We start from the raw sequence: 18,634 nt of genomic DNA on the forward strand, positions 1-18,634 counted from the left end.
GATCATTAACGACCTATTTATTCTCACTTAAACATAACCAGTCAATGATCAACACTATCACAAAACGCGAGCTTCAAATTATCTCTCTGATGATGGAGGAAAAAAGCGCTAAAGAAATTGCTGTTTTACTAAATCTGGAGCCAAAAACGGTGGAAAGTCATAAAAGAAGATTGATGAAACGCTTTGGCGTCAAATCGTCTATTGGAATCATACTATACGCTATTTCCTCCGGATTTATTGAGTTAAACGGATAAATTCATGTTATTTTAATCGTTAAGTAATTTCCGCAAGACAAAAGTTTTCTTTTTAGAAAATGAACATCTAGTTTTGTTTCACTTCGAAGTCAACAATTTTATTAACCCTTCGCTTTCTGCGAAATCATCTAAATGAATATGAAAAAAATTATTTTCACGGCAATTGTCTTGGGATTTGCTCCCAAAATAATGGCTCAAAGTGCTGTCAAAGCTATTCCCAAAAACACACATGGTTACATTATCCTAAAGGACGTTAACAACAACATAGATTGTTGGCAAATTGACTTCTTTGAGAGAAAATTCCAAAATAATGCAGTCGCATATGTTCCACTTAAATCCGAACGAGTATGTGGAAAAGACTATCTTGGCATGCCGGATGGTATAGGTGGTGACATAACGCGTGATATCTATTTTTCAGTTTCGGGCTCCGAATCCAATGGTACGAAGCATAATTTCGATCAATTGGTTTCTACAGGAACTTTCAGTGCTTTTAACGGAACTCCGCAAACCTTTGTCAGAAGAGCGGGTGTATCTTGTGACGGTCAATCAGCCGGGCGTGCTTATGCTTACGACTTATCTATCAATGAGTTAACAACTCCTCAAAATCCAAACGGTACCGGGGGAGGTTCAGTTTTTATGGCTCCGGCATCAAGATACCAGCAAGGTTCAGTTTTTGTTCCGTTCTATGCATGTGTTGAAATTAACAATCTTCAAAATCATTTCGCCATTAATTATTCTTGGACTCCTATTATGTATCAGAGTTATTTAAATCCCAACACTACTCCTGATCCTTTACTAGTATCTCCTATTCTTTACCCCCAGGATTTACCATCCGGAACTGCGGTTATGAACCCTTCTAACCAATGGATTAACGGCCCCTACAGAATGGTTGCTAAAAACTTAAGTCAATATAGACCTGCTTTGGGTTCCGTAAAGAGCAATGTAGATGTTGCTACTGTTAGCCAGTATAATTTATCTGCGTACATGAACCTGGTAAACAACAGTACTGAGTACCAGATATTATGTTCGGAAGAAGTGAAATGTCTGGGTAATGGTTTTGCGATGCAGGGAACCAGCGTGGCTCCGGGCGAATTGGACTGCCTTCCAATCAATAATACCAATCTCGTAAATCCCACAACTAACCAATTTAGCCCGGGAACATATTTCCAGGGTATCCAGGATTGTTTTGGTGTTTATGAAGGCGGTACTTATGGCCAATGGTGGGATCAAGCACATTCGTGGGTTGAATTGGTCTATGATGTGGAAGGAAATACGCCTGGTGCGGCTTCTGGAAATGACCCGAGGTTACACATTGATCCGCTTACCGGATTTGAAACCGTTTGGGCATTTAATCAGGCTCAGGGAGTTTATATAAACAAAGGAACACTGAAACCCGGAATCTATAAATTGGGGATGGTCTTCAACAATGGAGATTATTTTCCGCTGATGTTTGAAGTGAAAGAAACACTTCCGATTATTTCCGAATTGAAAGATTTAATGAACGTGAATTTCTTCCCGGTTCCAATCACTGGAAACAACTATTCAATGGAAGTGGAAACCGGATTTTCAGGAAAAGTGATCTACCAGCTTTTTGATAGTCAAGGGACTAAAATCTATGAAGAAACATTAGATCTTCAAAAAACGACTGGTCGAGATCCTTATACCATAAGAATAAATGTTCCAACCAATATTCCGAACGGGCTCCTTTTCAATAAGTTTATTTGCCCTGATGGATCCATTTATACAGAAACAACTATCAAATAAATAGATTTCTTAAAAGGAGTGAAGCAAAGCTTCACTCCTTTTTTATTAAAGATTGATATTAATTTTATATTTTAGCCTCACAACAAGATACCATGAAACACATTCTATATTCCACCTTCCTTTTTTTCTGCTTTCATTCTTTTGCACAAGACCTGAACCTAAGCCAGCAATATTCATTTGGAGGCTCCGGATACGATCAATTATTAAAGACCATTCGTTTATCGAATGGAAACTACATTCTTGCAGGAGTTTCCAGTTCTCCCCTAAGCGGCACAAAAACGGAAGCAGGTTACGGATTAATAGATTGGTGGATCGTCTGCCTGGATGCGAATTACAATGAGTTGTGGCAAAAAACAATGGGCGGCACCCTGGATGACTACATGAGCGGGGTGAAAGAACTCAGCAATGGGGATTTATTAGTGTACGGTTTTTCCAATTCCTCGAATACCGGAAACAAACAATCCATTACACACGGTAGTAATGATTACTGGGTGGTGCGTATGACCAATTCCGGGACCGTTGTTTGGGACAAAACGTATGGTGGTAGTGATGTGGATAATGCATCAAACTTACTCGAACTAAGTAGCGGAAATATCATAGTAAGCGGTTCTTCTAATTCACCAGTATCTGGCAATAAAACAGTCCCCTCCTATGGTTTTACAGATGTATGGGTTCTAAAATTAGATCCTGACGGCAACATCCTAACACAAGCTGTATATGGAGGAAGTAATTATGATTCTGATTATTCCATGCTGCAATATGGTAATGATGGTTTATTTTTAGCAGCAAATTCTATATCTGGAGTTTCTGGCAATAAGACTATCCCTAACCTGGGAGGAGATGATGCCTGGATTATTAAGATTGACACCTCTTTAAATATCATCAATCAATATGTGGTAGGCGGAAATAGCGTTGATTACCCGGCATCCTTTATTCAACTGGATAATGGGAACTTTTTACTCACCTTTATCAGTTCATCCACCGCCGGAGGAATGAAAACCGAAAACGGGTATGGCAGCAACGATGTCTGGCTGGTGGAACTGGACACTGATTTCAATGTAGTTCGTGATAAGACCATTGGCGGAAATGTGGATGAATACATTTACAATACCTACCAGCTGGACAATGGGAACATTCTGCTCCCAATCAACACCGGTTCTGCTTCAAACAGCTTAAAATCAGAAAACAACATGGGGGCCAGTGATTCTTGGCTGGTAGTATTGGACGAGAATTGGAACATAGCCTACGAAAATACGATTGGTTCATCCGGAGCCGACGGAATAAACGAAATGATCCGAAAAAGCAACGGAGAAGTGGTCTTTTTTGGAAATTCAAATGGTGGAATCAATAACGATAAAACATGTAATACCAATGGACAAAATGATTTCTGGGTGGTTACGGCACAGACAGACCTTTCTGTTAATTCCAACATTCTTTCAACAGAAAGCATTTATCCAAATCCTACGGAATCCACAATCCAATTTAAGACGACAGAAATGAATAACGACCCTTATCAGGTCCTTGATATTAGTGGAAAAGTTCTTATGGAAGGGATTGTTAACAAGCAACAAATAGATCTGTCAGAATTGCATTCCGGAACATACTTCATCAGTTTAAACAACAACCAATACAAAGTCGTAAAATTATAGAACCAGGACTGGGACACTATTCTCTGCTTACTATACTTTTTGAATTTTGATCCGATAGCTATCGCGGATTGAATTTTGAACTACATTTGTATTCATGACAGTTCAGGAGATTTTAGCACCCATCGAAAACGAAATGAAATTATTCGAAGTTCGTTTCCACGAGAGCATGAAATCAAAGGTTCCCTTACTGGATAAAATCACACATTACATCATCCGGAGAAAAGGAAAGCAGATGCGTCCGATGTTCTTGTTCCTGACAGCAAAAATGCTGGGTGAAATCAATGAAAAAACCTATCAAAGCGCATCGCTTGTAGAACTATTGCATACAGCAACATTGGTCCATGATGATGTGGTAGACGATGCCAACGAACGGCGTGGTTTCTTTTCGGTAAATGCGCTTTGGAAAAATAAAATTGCTGTTCTAGTTGGTGATTACATGCTTTCCCGTGTATTGCTTCATTCCTTGGAAAATGACAATGTGAGGGCGCTTCAGATTGTAGCCCGAGCTGTTCGCGAAATGAGTGAAGGGGAATTACTTCAAATTGAAAAAGCACGAAAACTGGATATTACGGAGGAGGTTTACTTTGATGTCATTCGCCAGAAAACAGCCAGTTTGATTGCAACGGTTTGTGAGTCCGCGGCGGCGTCGGTTGACCGCGAAGACATGGCAGACCGTATGCGTCGATTCGGTGAGCTGGTGGGATTGGCGTTCCAGGTGAAAGACGATATTTTCGATTACGGAACCCCTGGAAACATTGGAAAACCGACAGGAAACGATATTCGTGAACGCAAAATGACCTTACCGCTGATTTACGCCTTACAACACAGTGATAAAGCTGTTCGCAAAGAGTTGATGAATATTGTCAAAAATCACAACGAGAAGAAAAAATATGTCCAGCGTGCCATTCAACTCGTGGTTGCAGCAGGAGGAATTGAATATGCCCACAAACGCATGATCGAACTCAAAACCGAAGCCCTGGATTTGTTAACGGATATTCCAGATTCGGAGTCAAAAAGGGCTTTGATCGGTTTGGTGGAATATACTGTCACACGGGATAAATAATTGAAAAATGAAAATGGAAAATTGACAACGTTTGGATTTATTTCTTCTTTTCAATTGTTGTTCATTTTCAATTCATCCTATTGGTCCAGCAAATCAGAAGATTGATCCCTCGGATTTCGCTCCCACTTCTTTTTCAACAAATGTTCAACACCATATGCCACTGAAGCTGCAAACACAATTGCGGTCAATGAAAAAACAAAATCCGGTAAATCCGTGTGGATATCTGCCGTAACTATAATTACTCCGATTAAAAAAGCAAAAAGAAATTGCGAGAACAGGAATATCGATCCTCCCAGCAATCCGTAACTCCAATGGGCCCGATTGTACGTTTTCGACAGGTTGTAATACGATTTCCAGAATAAATAAATAGGTATAATTGTTAACATCTGAATTGATTTGTCTGCAAATTTAATCAATTGAACAGCATCTATCCAATTTTCAACCAACCGGTCGATTTCAACGTTGTGAACTGTAACGCATTTAGACAACTTTCAGTATCTTTACAAAACATTAAAACAACATGAAAAAAATCCTTGGTCTTATTTTAATTGCCTCTATTTCGTTAACCACGAGCAGCTGCGGAGAAGAAAAAAAAGCTCCCAAAAAAGAAACTGCTGATGACCTGGTAGAAATAAAGAATGGAATTTATACGGAGTACTATCCGGGCAGAAAAGCCGTTAAATTCAAAGGACCTCAAGATGAGAACAGCCAGAGAAACGGACGTTGGTTCTTCTATGATGAAAGAGGGAACGAACTCTCCATGACGGAATATGTGAATGGGAAAAAACACGGTTTTATTTTTGTGCGTTACCCAAGCGGTGCTATGCGCTACACGGGTGAATTCAATATGGATAAGGAAGCCGGGCTTTGGAAATTTTACAAGGAAGACGGATCCCTTATCTCTGAAAAGGATTATGGAAACACTGAAATTATCCAATAAGAGAAAGCACTGTTTTAGAGAAAATTAAGCGTAAGCGCAGTTAAACTTAAGCAAAGCTTTTGATGAAAATCAAGTAACAACGCAGAAAAAGAATATAGAATAGTATGTCTCGCATTCCCCCGCATATCATTGATGAAATCATGCAAACAGCTCGCATTGAAGAGGTGATCGGGGAATTTGTGAACTTAAAAAAATCAGGATCCAACCTAAAAGGATTGAGTCCGTTCGTGGATGAAAAATCGCCTTCATTCATGGTTTCCCCAGCGAAACAAATTTTCAAGTGCTTTTCTTCCGGAAAAGGTGGAACAGTGGTTAGTTTCCTCATGGAAAAAGAACACTTCTCCTATCCAGAGGCGCTTAAGTGGCTGGCAGACAAATATGGAATCCAGGTCCCGGAAGATAAACCGCAAACAGCAGAAGAAATAGCTGCCGTTACCGAACGCGAAAGTTTATACATCATTAATGAATTTGCCAAGGAACACTTCATGCACAACATGCATGAGATTCCTGAAGGTCAGAATATCGGTCTCTCCTACTTCGAGGAACGTGGATTTCGTGCAGATATCATCAAAAAATTCCAATTGGGGTACTGTTTGAATTCGGGAGATGATTTCACCAAAGCCGCCTTAAAGAAAGGATACAAGCTGGAATACCTTGAATCCGTTGGATTGACCAGAACCAAGGAAGAGCGCAGTTTCGATTTCTTCCGTGGCCGTGTCATGTTCCCGATCCATTCTATTTCGGGGCGGGTTTTGGGATTTGGGGGACGAACGCTGATTACCGACAATAAAAAAGTAGCCAAATACTTCAATTCTCCGGAAAGTATCATTTACAACAAGAGCGAAATCTTGTATGGACTTTACTTCGCAAAAGGAGATATCGTCAAATACGACAACTGTTTCCTCTGTGAAGGATACACAGATGTCATTTCAATGCACCAGGCCGGGGTTGCCAATTCGGTGGCTTCTTCCGGAACTTCCCTAACAAAGGAACAAATCCGCTTAATCAAGCGGTATACGCAAAACATCACAATCCTTTACGATGGAGATGCTGCCGGAATCAAAGCATCTTTCCGCGGAATCGACCTCATCTTGGAGGAAGGAATGAATGTAAAAGTAGTCCTTTTCCCGGATGGCGATGATCCCGATTCTTACTCCAAAAAAGTAAGCACTACGGAATTGATGGATTTCATCAAAGCCAATACGCAGGATTTTGTGAGTTTCAAAACCTCTCTCTTGCTTGCCGAAGGAAACAATGACCCGCTGCAAAAAGCACAAATTATCCGCGATGTGGTACAATCCATTTCATTGATCCCGGACCAGATTACCCGTTCGGTTTTCACTACGGAAATTGCACGCGTTTTCGGGTTTGATGAAAGCATTGTCATCAACGAGCTGAACAAACTGCGTAAAAACCAGATTTCGAAAGAGTTAGACGAACCGATGATCGCGTCGAATCCTTCACTGACAGACACATTTACCGAGCCGACTCCACAGCAAATCACAGCTACGGAAGTTAAGTTACCTTACGCCCGCGAAGAGTATGAATTAATCCGGGTATTGATAAAATACGGTGTTTTTGCTATCACTACCGAACACATCGATGAACATGGATTAGCTCATACGGTGGAAGTCAGTGTCGCAGAATTGATCAACCACGAACTGGCAAAAGACGAATTAACTTTCCAGTTCCCTCTCTTCCAGGAAATTTATCAGCAAATTGTTGATGGTTTGGCATCCAAAACACTCTTTAAAGTTTCATTTTGGTTAAGACATGAAAATCCGGAAATTGTGCAGTTAATTACTGAAATTGAAACCGAACAATATGAATTGAGTCCGCAGTGGCTCTTAAAATATAGCGTGGATACCAACCGCGAAATTGACAAGCTGAAAAGCACGGTCATGAACGCTATTTATGCTTTCAAGAAGCTGCGGGTCATGCAGCGTATAGAGCAAATTCAAAAAGAACTGAATGAGCTTGCCGATACTATTACGGAAGAGCAATTCCAGGACTTACTGTCCGAGCAAATCGTTTTGGAACGCGTTAAGATGTCTATCGCAGGTAAGTTGAACCAAACCATTATTCACTAAGCATGTTAGAAACCCAATTCACGCTTGGTTTGATCAAGGTTTGTTATTTGAACATCCTCATTATTGCGATTTCGTTCTTTTTGGCATACGTCGCAAAAAAAATCATTTACCGTTCGGTAAAGCATTACCTGACTTCCGCAAATATTCATCTGGAAGGACGAAAAGCAACCTGGCTAAAGCTCTTAAGCCAAAGCGGATTTGCATTGGCTGCTTATGTTTCCGTGAAGTGTTTCAATATCAACAACGAAGGAGTGACTTTCAAAGAATTCCTCGATAATCACTTTATTGATACTCCCAGGATCAAAGTAAGCTTTGAAAATGTCATTTATGTCATTTTAATTATTTTCGGGGCACGAGTCGTGCTAAACGTGATTCGTTTGTTCATTCAACGCCGGTTTAAACGGCATAAAATGTCGGAGATCGGGACAGAATATGTCTATACGCAAGTAGCTAAATACGTGATCAATGTCCTGGCGTTCTTCTGCATTCTGGTTGCCTTGGACGTGGATGCAACATTATTCCTGGGAGGTTCGGCTGCTTTATTGGTCGGATTGGGTCTTGGATTACAGGATGTTTTCAAAGACATGTTCTCCGGTTTCGTCTTACTTTTTGAAGGAAGTATCCGGGTTGGAGACGTAGTGGAATTCAATGATGGAAAGTCCTCTGAAGCCATTGTGGCAAAGATTATCCGGATCAATGTGCGTACGACCCAGATCGAAACACGGGATGGCAATGTCCTCATCGTTCCCAACACGAAACTAACCCAGGAATACATTGAGAACTGGAGCCATGGAAGTACACTCTCCCGTTTCCGGCTTCCGGTAACTGTTGCTTATGGAAGTGATACGCATTTAGTAAGTGAGCTCCTGAAACAGGCGGTGCTGAGTCATCCGAAAGTACACAAAACAAAAGGCGTTGATGTGCGCCTGAATGATTTCGGGGAAAACGGTCTTCAAATGGAAGTTATGTTCTGGGCGGATCAAAGCTGGGATATCAATGTGTATAAATCCGAGATCCGTTTTGAGATTGACCGGCTATTCCGTCATTACAAAATTTCAATTCCTTACCCGCAAAGGGATATGCGGATTATACAATCTTCCGGTGAAATGAAAGACTAAAGACAAATTTAGTCTTGAGTCTTATGTCTATAGTCTTATGTCTTTCTTGTTTCCTATATTTGCACCCTATGAAAGCAGAAATTAAAGCAGTTATTGATGCGATGAGTAAGCGTTTTACTTCGCATCCTTGGCATGGGATTGAGATTGGTGAAAAGCAACCGGCAATCGTAAATGCCTTTATCGAAATCATCCCGGCAGATTCAATCAAATACGAGATTCACAAGCCGTCGGGTTATATTATGGTCGACAGACCTCAAAAATTATCGAACCACATGCCTTGTTTGTACGGATTTGTTCCGCAAACTTATTGCGATAAGGAAGTAGCTGCATTTTCTAATGAAAAAACCGGAAGAACGGATATCGTGGGAGATGGTGATCCATTGGATATTTGTGTGCTTTCCGAGCGTTCTTTCAATCACGGGAACATCTTGTGTGATGCAAAAGTCATCGGAGGTTTCCGCATGCTGGATGGCGGGGAAGCTGATGATAAGATCATTGCTGTTTTGAAAGGCGACCAAGCGTATGGAGCAATCGAAGACATTTCGGAAATGCCGAAAATGGTGATTGACCGAGTGCGTCATTTCTTCCTGACCTACAAAGATTTGGACGGAGGTGCTAAAAATGTAGAGATCACGCATGTTTACGGCAAAGAAGAAGCATTCGAGGTCATCAAAAGATCGCATAACGATTACAACAATAAATTTGGGAATGCAGATGCAAATCTTGCTTCCGCTTTAGAGAAACTGTTGGGTTAAAAACTCACTTTTTTATCAAACACTTTTAAAATAACAGTCTATGAAACAGGTTTTTACAACTGTACTTTTAGCAATTGGCTTTAGTACTTTATCAATGGCTCAATTAGCACCTCAACCGAGCCCCATGTGCAAAATGGAGCAAACTGTAGGACTTACAAACCTAAGCATTGAATATTCCCGTCCAAGTAAGAAAAACCGGGTGATCTTCGGTGATGTTGTTCCATTCGGAGAAGTTTGGAGAACCGGTGCAAACGAAAACACGAAGTTCACAAACTCAGACGCCGTTATCTTTGGAAAAGATACACTGAAGCCTGGTACGTATGCCATTTACACAAAACCGACAAAAGAATCCTGGGATTTGATTTTCTATACGGACGCAACAAACTGGGGAACACCTGAAAGTTGGGATGACAAGAAAGTGGCATTAAAAGTCTCCGCAAAACCTGTTGTATCAAAAGATGTGTTAGAAACATTTACCATTTCAATAGACGGGTTGCAATCTGTAAACGGCGGTACTTTAACATTGAAATGGGATCAAACAGCAGTTTCTTTCCCGTTTACAGTTCCGACAGATGCGAAAGTAATGGCTAACATCAACAAAACGATGGCAGGACCTTCTGCAAATGATTATTTCGGTGCTGCAAATTATTACCTGGAGAACAAGAAAGATTTGAAACAAGCATTGGAATGGGCAACAAAAGCTTCTGATATGAACCCGGAGGCTTTCTGGATCCTGCGCACCAAATCATTGATCCAGGCAGAATTGGGAGACAAAAAAGGTGCTATTGAATCTGCGAAAAAAGGATTGGCTTTGTCCGAAAAAACGAAATACGACAACTATACCAAAATGTTTACTGATTCGTTGAAAGAATGGGGTAAATAAGTCAAAAAAATGTTGGAAAAGGCGGATCTGCGGGAGTGGATTCGCTTTTTTGTGATTTAGCAAGTTAGTAAACTTACTTACAACATACCATCAACATCCTGAAAAAATCAATTATGCTTAAAACCGTTAGTATGTTAGCAAACATGCTAACAAAAGAAATTAACCGTATTCGACAAAATAGTTCTCATAACCGAACGAACAGATTTGCAACAAATTACTCAATAACTCGCCAGGGTTGCTAGATCATATATACCTTCTGTAACATTTTACATGAAATTACTTCTAATACAAAACAGGCACTCTTCTTGTAAAGAGGAAATAATTGTATTTTAGACTCTGCAATCGGATATGAGAATTTTAGCAATTGTTTACGTCGTATTATCTTGTGGATTTCTTCACGGCCAGCAATCCAATTCGGAAGATTACCTGGATTACGGGGCTATTGATAAACAATCCAAACGCTACATTGATCTGAACATCGGAAATCCGGGCGACGATAAAGTATATATATTGCGGGTTGAGCACAGTCCGGAAGTAACTTATCGCTTGACTTCTGATCTGATTCAACCGCTTTCAACCGTTCAGCTTCGCATTCAGGTAAACCCTTCGCAAAAAGGGGATTTCAACTATGTCTTGAAATTGTATATGAGTGATCAGGTAAACCCGGTGATTTATCGTTTGACAGGAACGGTTACGGAAGAACTCCCAGATGATAATTATCTGACTAAATGCCCCGATTTTAATGCAATTCCTGCAGGACCGAACTCTCCCAGTGAATTAACTATTATCACGATCAATAAAGCCACAAAAGAGCCTCTTTCAAAATCTACTGTAAGTATTATTCACAACGGACAGCCAAGCGGAACATGGATCACCGGAAGATTGGGAAAATTTTCAGAAAAATTGCCTCCCGGATTCTTTTATTTCGTAGTAAGCAAGGAAGGTTATCTGACCAAAGAAGCGGGAATTTATGTCGGACCGGAGATTTCTGAAATCACCATCCCTCTATCCCAAAATCCAGCTTATGATCCACCGGTCCCAACCAAGGAACCAATTCCCGAACCACAAGAGATCGCACAACAACTGCCTCCAAAGGAAGCACAGGAAAAGCTAAACGAACAGATGACCAATGAAAGTATTGACACTACGACCCAAAAGGTCATGCCGGAATTGGTTGCTATTCCTGCAGAAAACTTTGATCCATCGTATTTCAAGGATGTCAATGTGGTTTTCGTTCTGGATATTTCAAGCTCCATGAAAATGGGTGAAAAAATGGACCTGATGAAATATTCGCTGAATCAATTGGTCAGTAAATTGCGACCTCAGGATAAAATGGGATTAGTGACTTATGCCAATTCTGCCGAAGTCTTCCAGTCTTCCACTTCCGGAGATCACAAGGAAGAATTACAGAAATCTATTTCAAACCTGAAACCTATTGGGATGACCGCCGGAGGAAAAGGAATCAAACTGGGATACAAAGAAGTGATGAAAAGCTACGATCCGAACAAAGCCAATATGGTGATCATTATTACGGACGGTGCTTTCAATAAGGATTCGGAAGATTATCAGAAAACTGTTCAGAAATATGCAAAAGACGGCATTGTATTCTCGGTCGTAGGAATTCAAACCCGAGAAAAGGACGCGCATTTAATGGAAGAAGCAGCACATTTTGGTAACGGACGGTTTGTTCCGATCCAGAAACTGGCTGACGCTCATTCCAACCTGACGCAGGAAATACGGATTGCATCGTTTAAGGGTGCCAAAAAGAATTGAAAAGTGAGAATTTAAAATTGAAAAGAGGGACTCGTCAACTCACAATCATAAAAAGTAAATACTTTTCAATTCTCCATTCCACATTTTCAATTAGTTCGATTCTATTTTTAGATTTGTACCGGTTTTTAAATAAACACGAATGAAGTTCTCCTTCCTAAGGAAAAAGTGGTTCAAAATACCTTATACCATCCTGCTTTACGGGTTCGCTGCTTATGGTTTTATTCTTACGGCAACTTATTTTGCAGTCAAGTTCAACTGGACAAATGAAAGTGGTTCTGTGGATGAGAACAACCGCTATTTTGCAGAAATGCACAACAAATACGATCAGTCGTTCAAAGTGGACTCGGTTTCCATGATCAAACACCGTTTTGAAGTCCTGAACCGTATCATGCTCGTGAACGAGTTTTATCCTAAAAACGCAAACTATATCCTATCCGTTTACAATGAAAACAAGGACGAAAAATTGGCTCTGCGGATGCTGGATGCGGTAGATCTTCAACTGAAAAAGAACAAGGCATACCGCAAAGCCTGGTCTAAATGGAAATACAAGAACGAAAACACCTCTCAAAAAAGCACCGGATTAAGCGTTTTTGAATGGATGAATATCGCCGAATGGCAAGATTTTAAACAGGCTGTAACCAAGGACAAGAAATACATTGACTCGGTATATCATGTAACCGGAGTTGAACCCAGATTAATCGTTGCATGTTTGGTTGGTGAACAGATCCGTTTATTTAATTCCAGCCGGGAATCTTATAAACGGTATATCGGTCCACTGAAAGTTTTGGCGCTGGAAAACCATCTTTCTTATGGCGTTACTGGCATCAAAAATGGAACGGCCCTAACCATTGAACGTTACCTGTCAGAAAAAGACAGTGAATTTTATCCAGGAGAAAAATACGAAGCCCTTTTGGATTTTGATTCTACAGCCAATTATACCACAAAAGCCAATGATACACTGGATATGCGTTTACAACGCCTGGTGCAATGGGAAAATCACTATTATTCGTATTTGTATACAGCATTGTTCTTAAGAGAAATCAAAACTCAATGGGAAAAAGCCGGCTACCCGATTGATGATCGTCCGGAAATCCTCGCCTCCTTATTCAACCTTGGCTTCCAGCGCTCGGTTCCTAAACCCAATCCTGCAGTTGGCGGTTCGGTTTACAAAATCAAGAATACAGATTACACCTTTGGATCTGTGGCTTATGAGTTCTTTTACAGCGGTGAGCTGGCAGATGTTTTTCCTTATAAAAAGCTTAGCTTTGATGAGCCCCGAACTGTTATTAAACGACCAGATCCCAAAGAAGACTAACTGGATTTGAGCATTTTCTTGCATATTCGGTTAAAACCCAGCGATATGAAACGATTTATTTTTCTCCTCGTATTCCTCCCCTTTTATGCCCAGTCTCAAAACCAAGAAAAAGAAGTCCGGGATGTCATTGACCACTTATTCAAAGGCATGTCAACAGGAGACAGTGCTGTAGTGCGTAAATTATTTTTACCTAATGCCACGTTGAACACCTGTTTTTTAACGACACAAGGAGAAGCAAAGTTACACCGGGACTCCATCGCTGCTTTTCTGAATTCGATTGGTACGCCGCATAAACAAGTTTGGGACGAACGGATTCTTTCCTGTGAAATTAAAATCGATGGAAACCTGGCGGCAGTTTGGACCGATTATGCATTTTACGTCGACAACATTTATTCACACGAAGGAGTCAATGCGTTTCAATTGGTAAAAACTGACGGTGAGTGGAAAATCCTCATCATTACAGATACCAGGAGAAAGAAATAAGTACACCAGGAAACGATTCTTAAAACATCGCGTAAAAACCGGTTGTTCTGCATTTTAGCCATCCAATAACCGGTATATTGGGAAAAACAGCCCGGTTTAACGTATTTCTAGCTAAAAAAGGGCATCTTTGTTACTCTTTAGTCATTCACTCAAAATCTGTCCTTATGATTCGCGTATTTTATACACACGAAAATGAGCTGGTTTGGGAAAAATATCCTGAAAAAGCAGTACTCGACCCCAATAGAAATTATTTATGGATCGATTTGCTGCATGCAAGTCAGGAGGAAAAAGACCAGGTGTGCAAATTCTTCAAAGTGAAATTGCCCACCTACAAAGAAGCGGTCGAAATTGAAAGCAGTTCACGTTATTCGGAGGACAGCGCATCGATCAAAGCGAACAGCGGTTTTCTAAAAGATGGCGATGCACCCAAAATCCACCAGGTTTCCTTCCTGCTGAAAGGAAATGTCTTATTCACTGTTCGTAATGTAGAATTACAATCTTTTGCAGAAGTGGTTAAAAAGATCAAGGTTGCCAGGCAAGATTTCATTCGCTCGGGATCCCAGATCTGGGTCTTGCTATTGGAAACTCGGATTGACCTGGATGCGGATTACATTGAAAGCCTGACCCGCATTACCAACATCATCAGCCGGAAGGTGCAAAGTTTATCCGACCCGGAAGAAAAGACCTTGCGTAAGATCGCCGAATTGCAGGAAAACACCATTTTAATCCGGGAAAGCATCACTGACAAACAGCGCTTAATTTCTGCTTTAACGCGTTCTCCTTTTATCGATCAGGAAACAGGGGAACGGTTGCGTGTTATCATGAAAGACATCACCTCGCTGCTGCAGCATACACAATTCAGTTTTGAACGCCTGGAATACCTTCAGGATACCCTGATGGGTTTAGTGAATATCGAACAGAATAAGATTATCAAAATCTTTACGGTGGTTTCGGTGATCTTCATGCCTCCTACACTCATTGCAAGTATTTATGGAATGAACTTCAGGGTTATGCCCGAATTGAACTTTTCATACGGTTACCCGATAGCGGTTGTATTGATGATCAGTTCTTCAGCTTTGACCTTGCTTTATTTTAAGCGAAAGAAGTGGTTATGAAGCCGTTTGTGTCACTTCGCGTTTCCACCATGTGTTCTCGATACATCCCGATTAAAATGTCGGGATACTCGAACCAACCAGGTGGAGTATCAGGAAGCTCAAACAGTTAAAAAAGAAAAGTCCCACTCGTGGTAGGACTTTCCAAACTATTTTGTTACCGGAATCGCAATGTTGATCTTAATGGTATTTCCAACATCACCACCTGCTTTTCCTACATTGTAGGTTGAGCGATCAATAGAGAACGAAGAACTGATTTTTCCCTTGCTGCCGGATTTCGTAAAGGTGAACGGAATGCTGATTTCCTTGGTTACATCTTTCACCGTTAATTTTCCTTTTGCGATATACCCCTTCTCTTTCTTCTCAATTGAAGAAGAAGTGAATTTGATATTCGGATATTTATCGGCATTGAACCATTCATCACCCAAAGCATGCTTGTTTTGCAAACCATTTCCGGTGTTGATCGAATTCACATCAATCGTAAACACAAGTTTGGATTCGGACAACTTTGCTTCGTCAAAATTCACAGTCCCGCTAAGTGTTTTAAAAATCCCGTTCACTCCCTTTGCAGAGAAATCAACGCTGTAATCTTTCCCGATCTTCCACGTTTTTACTTGTGTGAATGAAAATACTCCCCCAATCAGGAGGAGTAAAGCCATCAAAGAAATACTTCTTTTCATGATTATTCTTTAACCAATTCCAAGTCAGCAGTCACATTTACATCGTTGCTCAAACCCGGATTTTCACCCCCAACTTTGAAGTCCAATCTGTTAATAGTTCCTGTCATCTTGAAACCACTTACTTCTTTTTTGTTCATCGGATGCGTCATTGTACCGTTGTGAACTGCAGTCATTGTTACTTCTTTCGTTACACCGTGCAATGTTAAATCACCCACTACTTTATATTCGTTCTTAGACTTTGGAACTTTTGTAAATGATTTGCTTACGAACGTGAATGTAGGATATTTCTCAGCATCGAAGAAATCCGCACCTTTTAAATGGTTATCACGCATTTCGTTTGCTGTGTTGATACTGTTAATTTCACCTGTTAATTCTACTTTTGCATCGGAAAAATCTTCTTTCGTAGCAGTTATTTTTACTTCGTAGTTTGAGAAGCTTCCGTTGAAATCAGAAATTCCCATGTGTTTTACTGTAAACCCAAGTCTTGAGTGAACTCCGTCTAAAGACCAGATTGAAGATGTTGCCACTGTGAAAGATAGTGCTAAACCAGCGAAAGCTGCTGCTAAAATAGTTACTGGACGTTTCATGTTTGTTTGTTTTTGTTTATTTATTTGTTTATTAAATTTTCATTATCTGCTACCGCGGATATCTTTTTCGAAAGCAGTGCTTTCTCTTATTTGTTATTAATTACGTGATTCGTGTTTCCAAAAAAATGGAACCAGAGCTAAAAAGCTCAGTGCAGGAAAGAAATGCATTGGAATCGCCAAGCCGGGAAATGCTTCAGGTCCGTCCATTGTCAATGGAAGTTTGAAATCCAACACACCGATAATACTTGCAAAACTTAAGATACAATACAGGATATTTAAGATCGGAATCAAAAGCGGTCTTTTAAGCCGGGAAGCTATCACATACCCTAAGCCCATCAACAAACACCCGACGATGCAAGCGATAAATATTCCTGTCGGATTCAAAACCGAACTGAAATCGGTATAAAATGCCTCATTATAGATTGCATTGTACAAGGTTCCTACTCCTCCGGCTACTATTCCGCTGGTTACTCCCAGCAACAATCCTTTCTTTAAGTTCATATCTTTTTTTAAAAATACAAACCTAGGTAAATATTTCCATTGTAACCAAATTAATTTCTTTTTTATATCAGTATCCTTATGGAAACTAGCTGAATTTAGGGAAGTTAACGAGGGTTTGAACCATTTTTTTAATGAATATTTAACATTTATTCGATTATTTAACCCAATACTTTTGTAAAACCCCGGAAGTTGATAAAGGTGCCCATGCACTAATCACTTGGTGGTTTGCATCCAGAACAAGGTATCGGGGAATGTAAATCAACTCGAAAGCTTCCAATCGCCCAAAAGTCAATAACGGTGATCTTTCCTTTAAAATAGGACAACTTTACCGGATCTCTGTTAAAATAATTCCAATTGTTCACCGAAATTCATTCCCTCCAGCTGAAGGAGTTTTTGTTTGGCATTCAATCCTCCGGCATAACCGGTTAAACTTCCGTCACTTCCAATAACACGGTGACACGGAACAATGATCGAAATGGCATTTGCTCCATTTGCAGTTGCCACCGCACGGATCGCTTTTTCATCTCCGAGGATGCGGGAAAGCTCAAGATAACTGGTCGTTTTTCCGTAAGGAATCGTAAGCAGTTTCTCCCAAACGGATTTCTGAAAATCACTTCCTACCAATAAAAGCGGCAGATCAAATGCAGTTCGTCCCCTGGCAAAATATTCATTCAACTGCGATTTTGCTTCATTCAACAGATCGGTTTCCTCCAATTTGAATTCAGACTGTAAGCCAACCTGGATCCGACTATCGACCTGATCACGCATTTTGCGGTATTTCCAGTCGCACAAACACAATTCTCCACCCGATTCTCCAAGAACCAATTCACCATAGGGAGATTGAAAATATTGTAAATAAATCATGCTTTAATCCAAAATTATAAACACAATCCCGATAAGCTATCGGAGCAAAAGTTGAAAATACTAAAATTGCCGCGAATTACTGGTTCGAACTCGCGGCAATTTATCAGGTAGTAGTGGTTGGTTGTGCAGATGAATAGATTCTGTGTTGATTACCAAATTCCATAGATGAATTATTCGTAATTTTACCTCATGAAATTATTTAAGGACTTTGGTAAATGGGGGGTAATCGGATTGTTTATCACTGCACTTTTTTCTCCATGTTGTTTTCCTTTGTTTGCATTTGGTGCTTCGGCATTAGGTCTTGGGAGTTTTGAACTTTTCGGAGGTTGGACAATGATAATCTTTCAGATCATGGTAGTTATTTCTTTGGTCGGATTTTACTTGTCGTATCGCAAGCATTATTGCACGTACCCCTTACTAATTGCAATACCGAGTTCTCTGCTAATTTTTCTAAGTTATAATTTAGATTTCGGTAAACATTGGATATACTTTCTATATGTAGGTATGTTGGGATTGCTCATTGCCACAATAGTAAATTGGTATCGAAATCGATTACACGGAACCTGTGATACTTGTATCACAATTGAAGGGAAAACGGTAGAGTTGGAATCATTAATTACGTGTCCTGAATGTGGACACAAAAAATTAGAAATGATGCCAACCGATGCCTGTACATACTTCTATGAATGTGAAAATTGTAAGACTAGACTTCGCCCAAAACATGGAGATTGTTGCGTTTATTGTAGCTACGGAACCGTACCATGTCCACCAATTCAACTGGATAAAAAATGTTGTTAAATCTT

19 protein-coding genes and 1 pseudogene are annotated in these 18,634 nt (G+C 40.2%); 15 read left to right on the top strand and 5 right to left on the bottom strand.

The window, feature by feature from the left end; translation table 11 throughout:
• Positions 1–44: 44 nt before the first annotated feature.
• The 4 genes from FO442_RS13080 to FO442_RS13095 all read left to right on the top strand — a co-directional run bounded on the left by FO442_RS13080 (position 45) and on the right by FO442_RS13095 (position 4,730).
• Positions 45–254 (top strand): response regulator transcription factor, encoded by a 210-nt coding sequence (locus FO442_RS13080; RefSeq protein ID WP_144333648.1) that lies wholly within the window; start codon positions 45–47, stop codon positions 252–254.
• A gap of 138 nt (positions 255–392) precedes the next feature.
• Positions 393–2,018 carry a hypothetical protein gene (locus tag FO442_RS13085; protein ID WP_144333649.1) on the top strand — a complete coding sequence of 542 codons (1,626 nt, stop codon included), beginning with the start codon at positions 393–395 and terminating at the stop codon, positions 2,016–2,018.
• 92 nt (positions 2,019–2,110) lie between these two features.
• Positions 2,111–3,667, top strand: coding sequence for a T9SS type A sorting domain-containing protein (locus tag FO442_RS13090; protein ID WP_144333650.1), 1,557 nt, complete (start codon positions 2,111–2,113; stop codon positions 3,665–3,667).
• Positions 3,668–3,761: 94 nt separating this feature from the next.
• Positions 3,762–4,730 carry a polyprenyl synthetase family protein gene (locus tag FO442_RS13095; RefSeq protein ID WP_144333651.1) on the top strand — a complete coding sequence of 323 codons (969 nt, stop codon included), beginning with the start codon at positions 3,762–3,764 and terminating at the stop codon, positions 4,728–4,730.
• 77 nt (positions 4,731–4,807) lie between these two features.
• Here FO442_RS13095 and FO442_RS13100 read toward each other — a convergent pair whose 3' ends face one another.
• Entirely contained in the window at positions 4,808–5,116 is a 309-nt protein-coding gene (locus FO442_RS13100) for a hypothetical protein (protein WP_144333652.1), read from the bottom strand.
• A 134-nt stretch (positions 5,117–5,250) separates the two neighbouring features.
• On the opposite strand from FO442_RS13100, the gene FO442_RS13105 reads away from it, so the two are divergent.
• The 9 genes from FO442_RS13105 to corA all read left to right on the top strand — a co-directional run bounded on the left by FO442_RS13105 (position 5,251) and on the right by corA (position 15,202).
• Positions 5,251–5,670: a toxin-antitoxin system YwqK family antitoxin gene (locus tag FO442_RS13105; RefSeq protein WP_144333653.1), complete on the top strand. Its 420-nt coding sequence runs from the start codon at positions 5,251–5,253 to the stop codon at positions 5,668–5,670.
• Positions 5,671–5,774: 104 nt separating this feature from the next.
• Positions 5,775–7,760 carry a DNA primase gene (dnaG, locus tag FO442_RS13110; RefSeq protein WP_144333654.1) on the top strand — a complete coding sequence of 662 codons (1,986 nt, stop codon included), beginning with the start codon at positions 5,775–5,777 and terminating at the stop codon, positions 7,758–7,760.
• A 2-nt stretch (positions 7,761–7,762) separates the two neighbouring features.
• Positions 7,763–8,878: a mechanosensitive ion channel family protein gene (locus FO442_RS13115; RefSeq protein ID WP_144333655.1), complete on the top strand. Its 1,116-nt coding sequence runs from the start codon at positions 7,763–7,765 to the stop codon at positions 8,876–8,878.
• Between the two features lie 101 nt (positions 8,879–8,979).
• Complete coding sequence (locus FO442_RS13120; RefSeq protein ID WP_222102001.1) at positions 8,980–9,633, top strand: inorganic pyrophosphatase; 654 nt, start codon at positions 8,980–8,982, stop codon at positions 9,631–9,633.
• A gap of 40 nt (positions 9,634–9,673) precedes the next feature.
• A complete protein-coding gene (locus tag FO442_RS13125) occupies positions 9,674–10,516 on the top strand; it encodes a DUF2911 domain-containing protein (protein ID WP_144333657.1) in 843 nt (280 codons plus the stop codon).
• Positions 10,517–10,864: 348 nt separating this feature from the next.
• Positions 10,865–12,289, top strand: coding sequence for a vWA domain-containing protein (locus FO442_RS13130; RefSeq protein ID WP_144333658.1), 1,425 nt, complete (start codon positions 10,865–10,867; stop codon positions 12,287–12,289).
• Positions 12,290–12,428: 139 nt separating this feature from the next.
• A complete protein-coding gene (locus FO442_RS13135) occupies positions 12,429–13,604 on the top strand; it encodes a hypothetical protein (protein ID WP_144333659.1) in 1,176 nt (391 codons plus the stop codon).
• Positions 13,605–13,649: 45 nt separating this feature from the next.
• A complete protein-coding gene (locus FO442_RS13140) occupies positions 13,650–14,087 on the top strand; it encodes a nuclear transport factor 2 family protein (RefSeq protein ID WP_144333660.1) in 438 nt (145 codons plus the stop codon).
• A 164-nt stretch (positions 14,088–14,251) separates the two neighbouring features.
• Positions 14,252–15,202, top strand: a complete 951-nt coding sequence (gene corA, locus FO442_RS13145) for a magnesium/cobalt transporter CorA (RefSeq protein ID WP_144333661.1) — start codon at positions 14,252–14,254, stop codon at positions 15,200–15,202.
• Between the two features lie 146 nt (positions 15,203–15,348).
• On the opposite strand, the gene FO442_RS13150 is transcribed toward corA, so the two are convergent.
• The 4 genes from FO442_RS13150 to FO442_RS13165 form a co-directional block, all read right to left on the bottom strand.
• Complete coding sequence (locus FO442_RS13150; protein ID WP_246073851.1) at positions 15,349–15,879, bottom strand: YceI family protein; 531 nt, start codon at positions 15,877–15,879, stop codon at positions 15,349–15,351.
• Positions 15,880–15,881: 2 nt separating this feature from the next.
• Positions 15,882–16,466, bottom strand: coding sequence for a YceI family protein (locus tag FO442_RS13155; protein ID WP_144333663.1), 585 nt, complete (start codon positions 16,464–16,466; stop codon positions 15,882–15,884).
• Between the two features lie 96 nt (positions 16,467–16,562).
• A complete protein-coding gene (locus FO442_RS13160) occupies positions 16,563–16,967 on the bottom strand; it encodes a hypothetical protein (RefSeq protein ID WP_144333664.1) in 405 nt (134 codons plus the stop codon).
• Positions 16,968–17,306: 339 nt separating this feature from the next.
• A complete protein-coding gene (locus FO442_RS13165) occupies positions 17,307–17,831 on the bottom strand; it encodes a methylated-DNA--[protein]-cysteine S-methyltransferase (RefSeq protein ID WP_144333665.1) in 525 nt (174 codons plus the stop codon).
• A 189-nt stretch (positions 17,832–18,020) separates the two neighbouring features.
• On the opposite strand from FO442_RS13165, the pseudogene FO442_RS18885 reads away from it, so the two are divergent.
• Both FO442_RS18885 and FO442_RS18890 read left to right on the top strand, forming a co-directional pair.
• Positions 18,021–18,359 (top strand): annotated as a pseudogene (locus FO442_RS18885) (MerC domain-containing protein); the annotation flags it as partial.
• Positions 18,360–18,413: 54 nt separating this feature from the next.
• Entirely contained in the window at positions 18,414–18,629 is a 216-nt protein-coding gene (locus tag FO442_RS18890; RefSeq protein ID WP_246073855.1) for a GDCCVxC domain-containing (seleno)protein, read from the top strand.
• The last annotated feature ends 5 nt before the right edge of the window (positions 18,630–18,634 follow it).

The organism is Fluviicola chungangensis (genome assembly GCF_007558725.1).
In the GTDB taxonomy this organism is placed as follows: domain Bacteria; phylum Bacteroidota; class Bacteroidia; order Flavobacteriales_D; family Crocinitomicaceae; genus Fluviicola; species Fluviicola chungangensis.

Coding starts and splice junctions, on each gene's coding strand:
- FO442_RS13080 (WP_144333648.1), top strand. CDS start 45: ATGATCAACACTATCACAAAACGCGAGCTTCAAATTATCTCTCTGATG.
- FO442_RS13085 (WP_144333649.1), top strand. CDS start 393: ATGAAAAAAATTATTTTCACGGCAATTGTCTTGGGATTTGCTCCCAAA.
- FO442_RS13090 (WP_144333650.1), top strand. CDS start 2,111: ATGAAACACATTCTATATTCCACCTTCCTTTTTTTCTGCTTTCATTCT.
- FO442_RS13095 (WP_144333651.1), top strand. CDS start 3,762: ATGACAGTTCAGGAGATTTTAGCACCCATCGAAAACGAAATGAAATTA.
- FO442_RS13100 (WP_144333652.1), bottom strand. CDS start 5,116: ATGTTAACAATTATACCTATTTATTTATTCTGGAAATCGTATTACAAC.
- FO442_RS13105 (WP_144333653.1), top strand. CDS start 5,251: ATGAAAAAAATCCTTGGTCTTATTTTAATTGCCTCTATTTCGTTAACC.
- dnaG (WP_144333654.1), top strand. CDS start 5,775: ATGTCTCGCATTCCCCCGCATATCATTGATGAAATCATGCAAACAGCT.
- FO442_RS13115 (WP_144333655.1), top strand. CDS start 7,763: ATGTTAGAAACCCAATTCACGCTTGGTTTGATCAAGGTTTGTTATTTG.
- FO442_RS13120 (WP_222102001.1), top strand. CDS start 8,980: ATGAGTAAGCGTTTTACTTCGCATCCTTGGCATGGGATTGAGATTGGT.
- FO442_RS13125 (WP_144333657.1), top strand. CDS start 9,674: ATGAAACAGGTTTTTACAACTGTACTTTTAGCAATTGGCTTTAGTACT.
- FO442_RS13130 (WP_144333658.1), top strand. CDS start 10,865: ATGAGAATTTTAGCAATTGTTTACGTCGTATTATCTTGTGGATTTCTT.
- FO442_RS13135 (WP_144333659.1), top strand. CDS start 12,429: ATGAAGTTCTCCTTCCTAAGGAAAAAGTGGTTCAAAATACCTTATACC.
- FO442_RS13140 (WP_144333660.1), top strand. CDS start 13,650: ATGAAACGATTTATTTTTCTCCTCGTATTCCTCCCCTTTTATGCCCAG.
- corA (WP_144333661.1), top strand. CDS start 14,252: ATGATTCGCGTATTTTATACACACGAAAATGAGCTGGTTTGGGAAAAA.
- FO442_RS13150 (WP_246073851.1), bottom strand. CDS start 15,879: ATGAAAAGAAGTATTTCTTTGATGGCTTTACTCCTCCTGATTGGGGGA.
- FO442_RS13155 (WP_144333663.1), bottom strand. CDS start 16,466: ATGAAACGTCCAGTAACTATTTTAGCAGCAGCTTTCGCTGGTTTAGCA.
- FO442_RS13160 (WP_144333664.1), bottom strand. CDS start 16,967: ATGAACTTAAAGAAAGGATTGTTGCTGGGAGTAACCAGCGGAATAGTA.
- FO442_RS13165 (WP_144333665.1), bottom strand. CDS start 17,831: ATGATTTATTTACAATATTTTCAATCTCCCTATGGTGAATTGGTTCTT.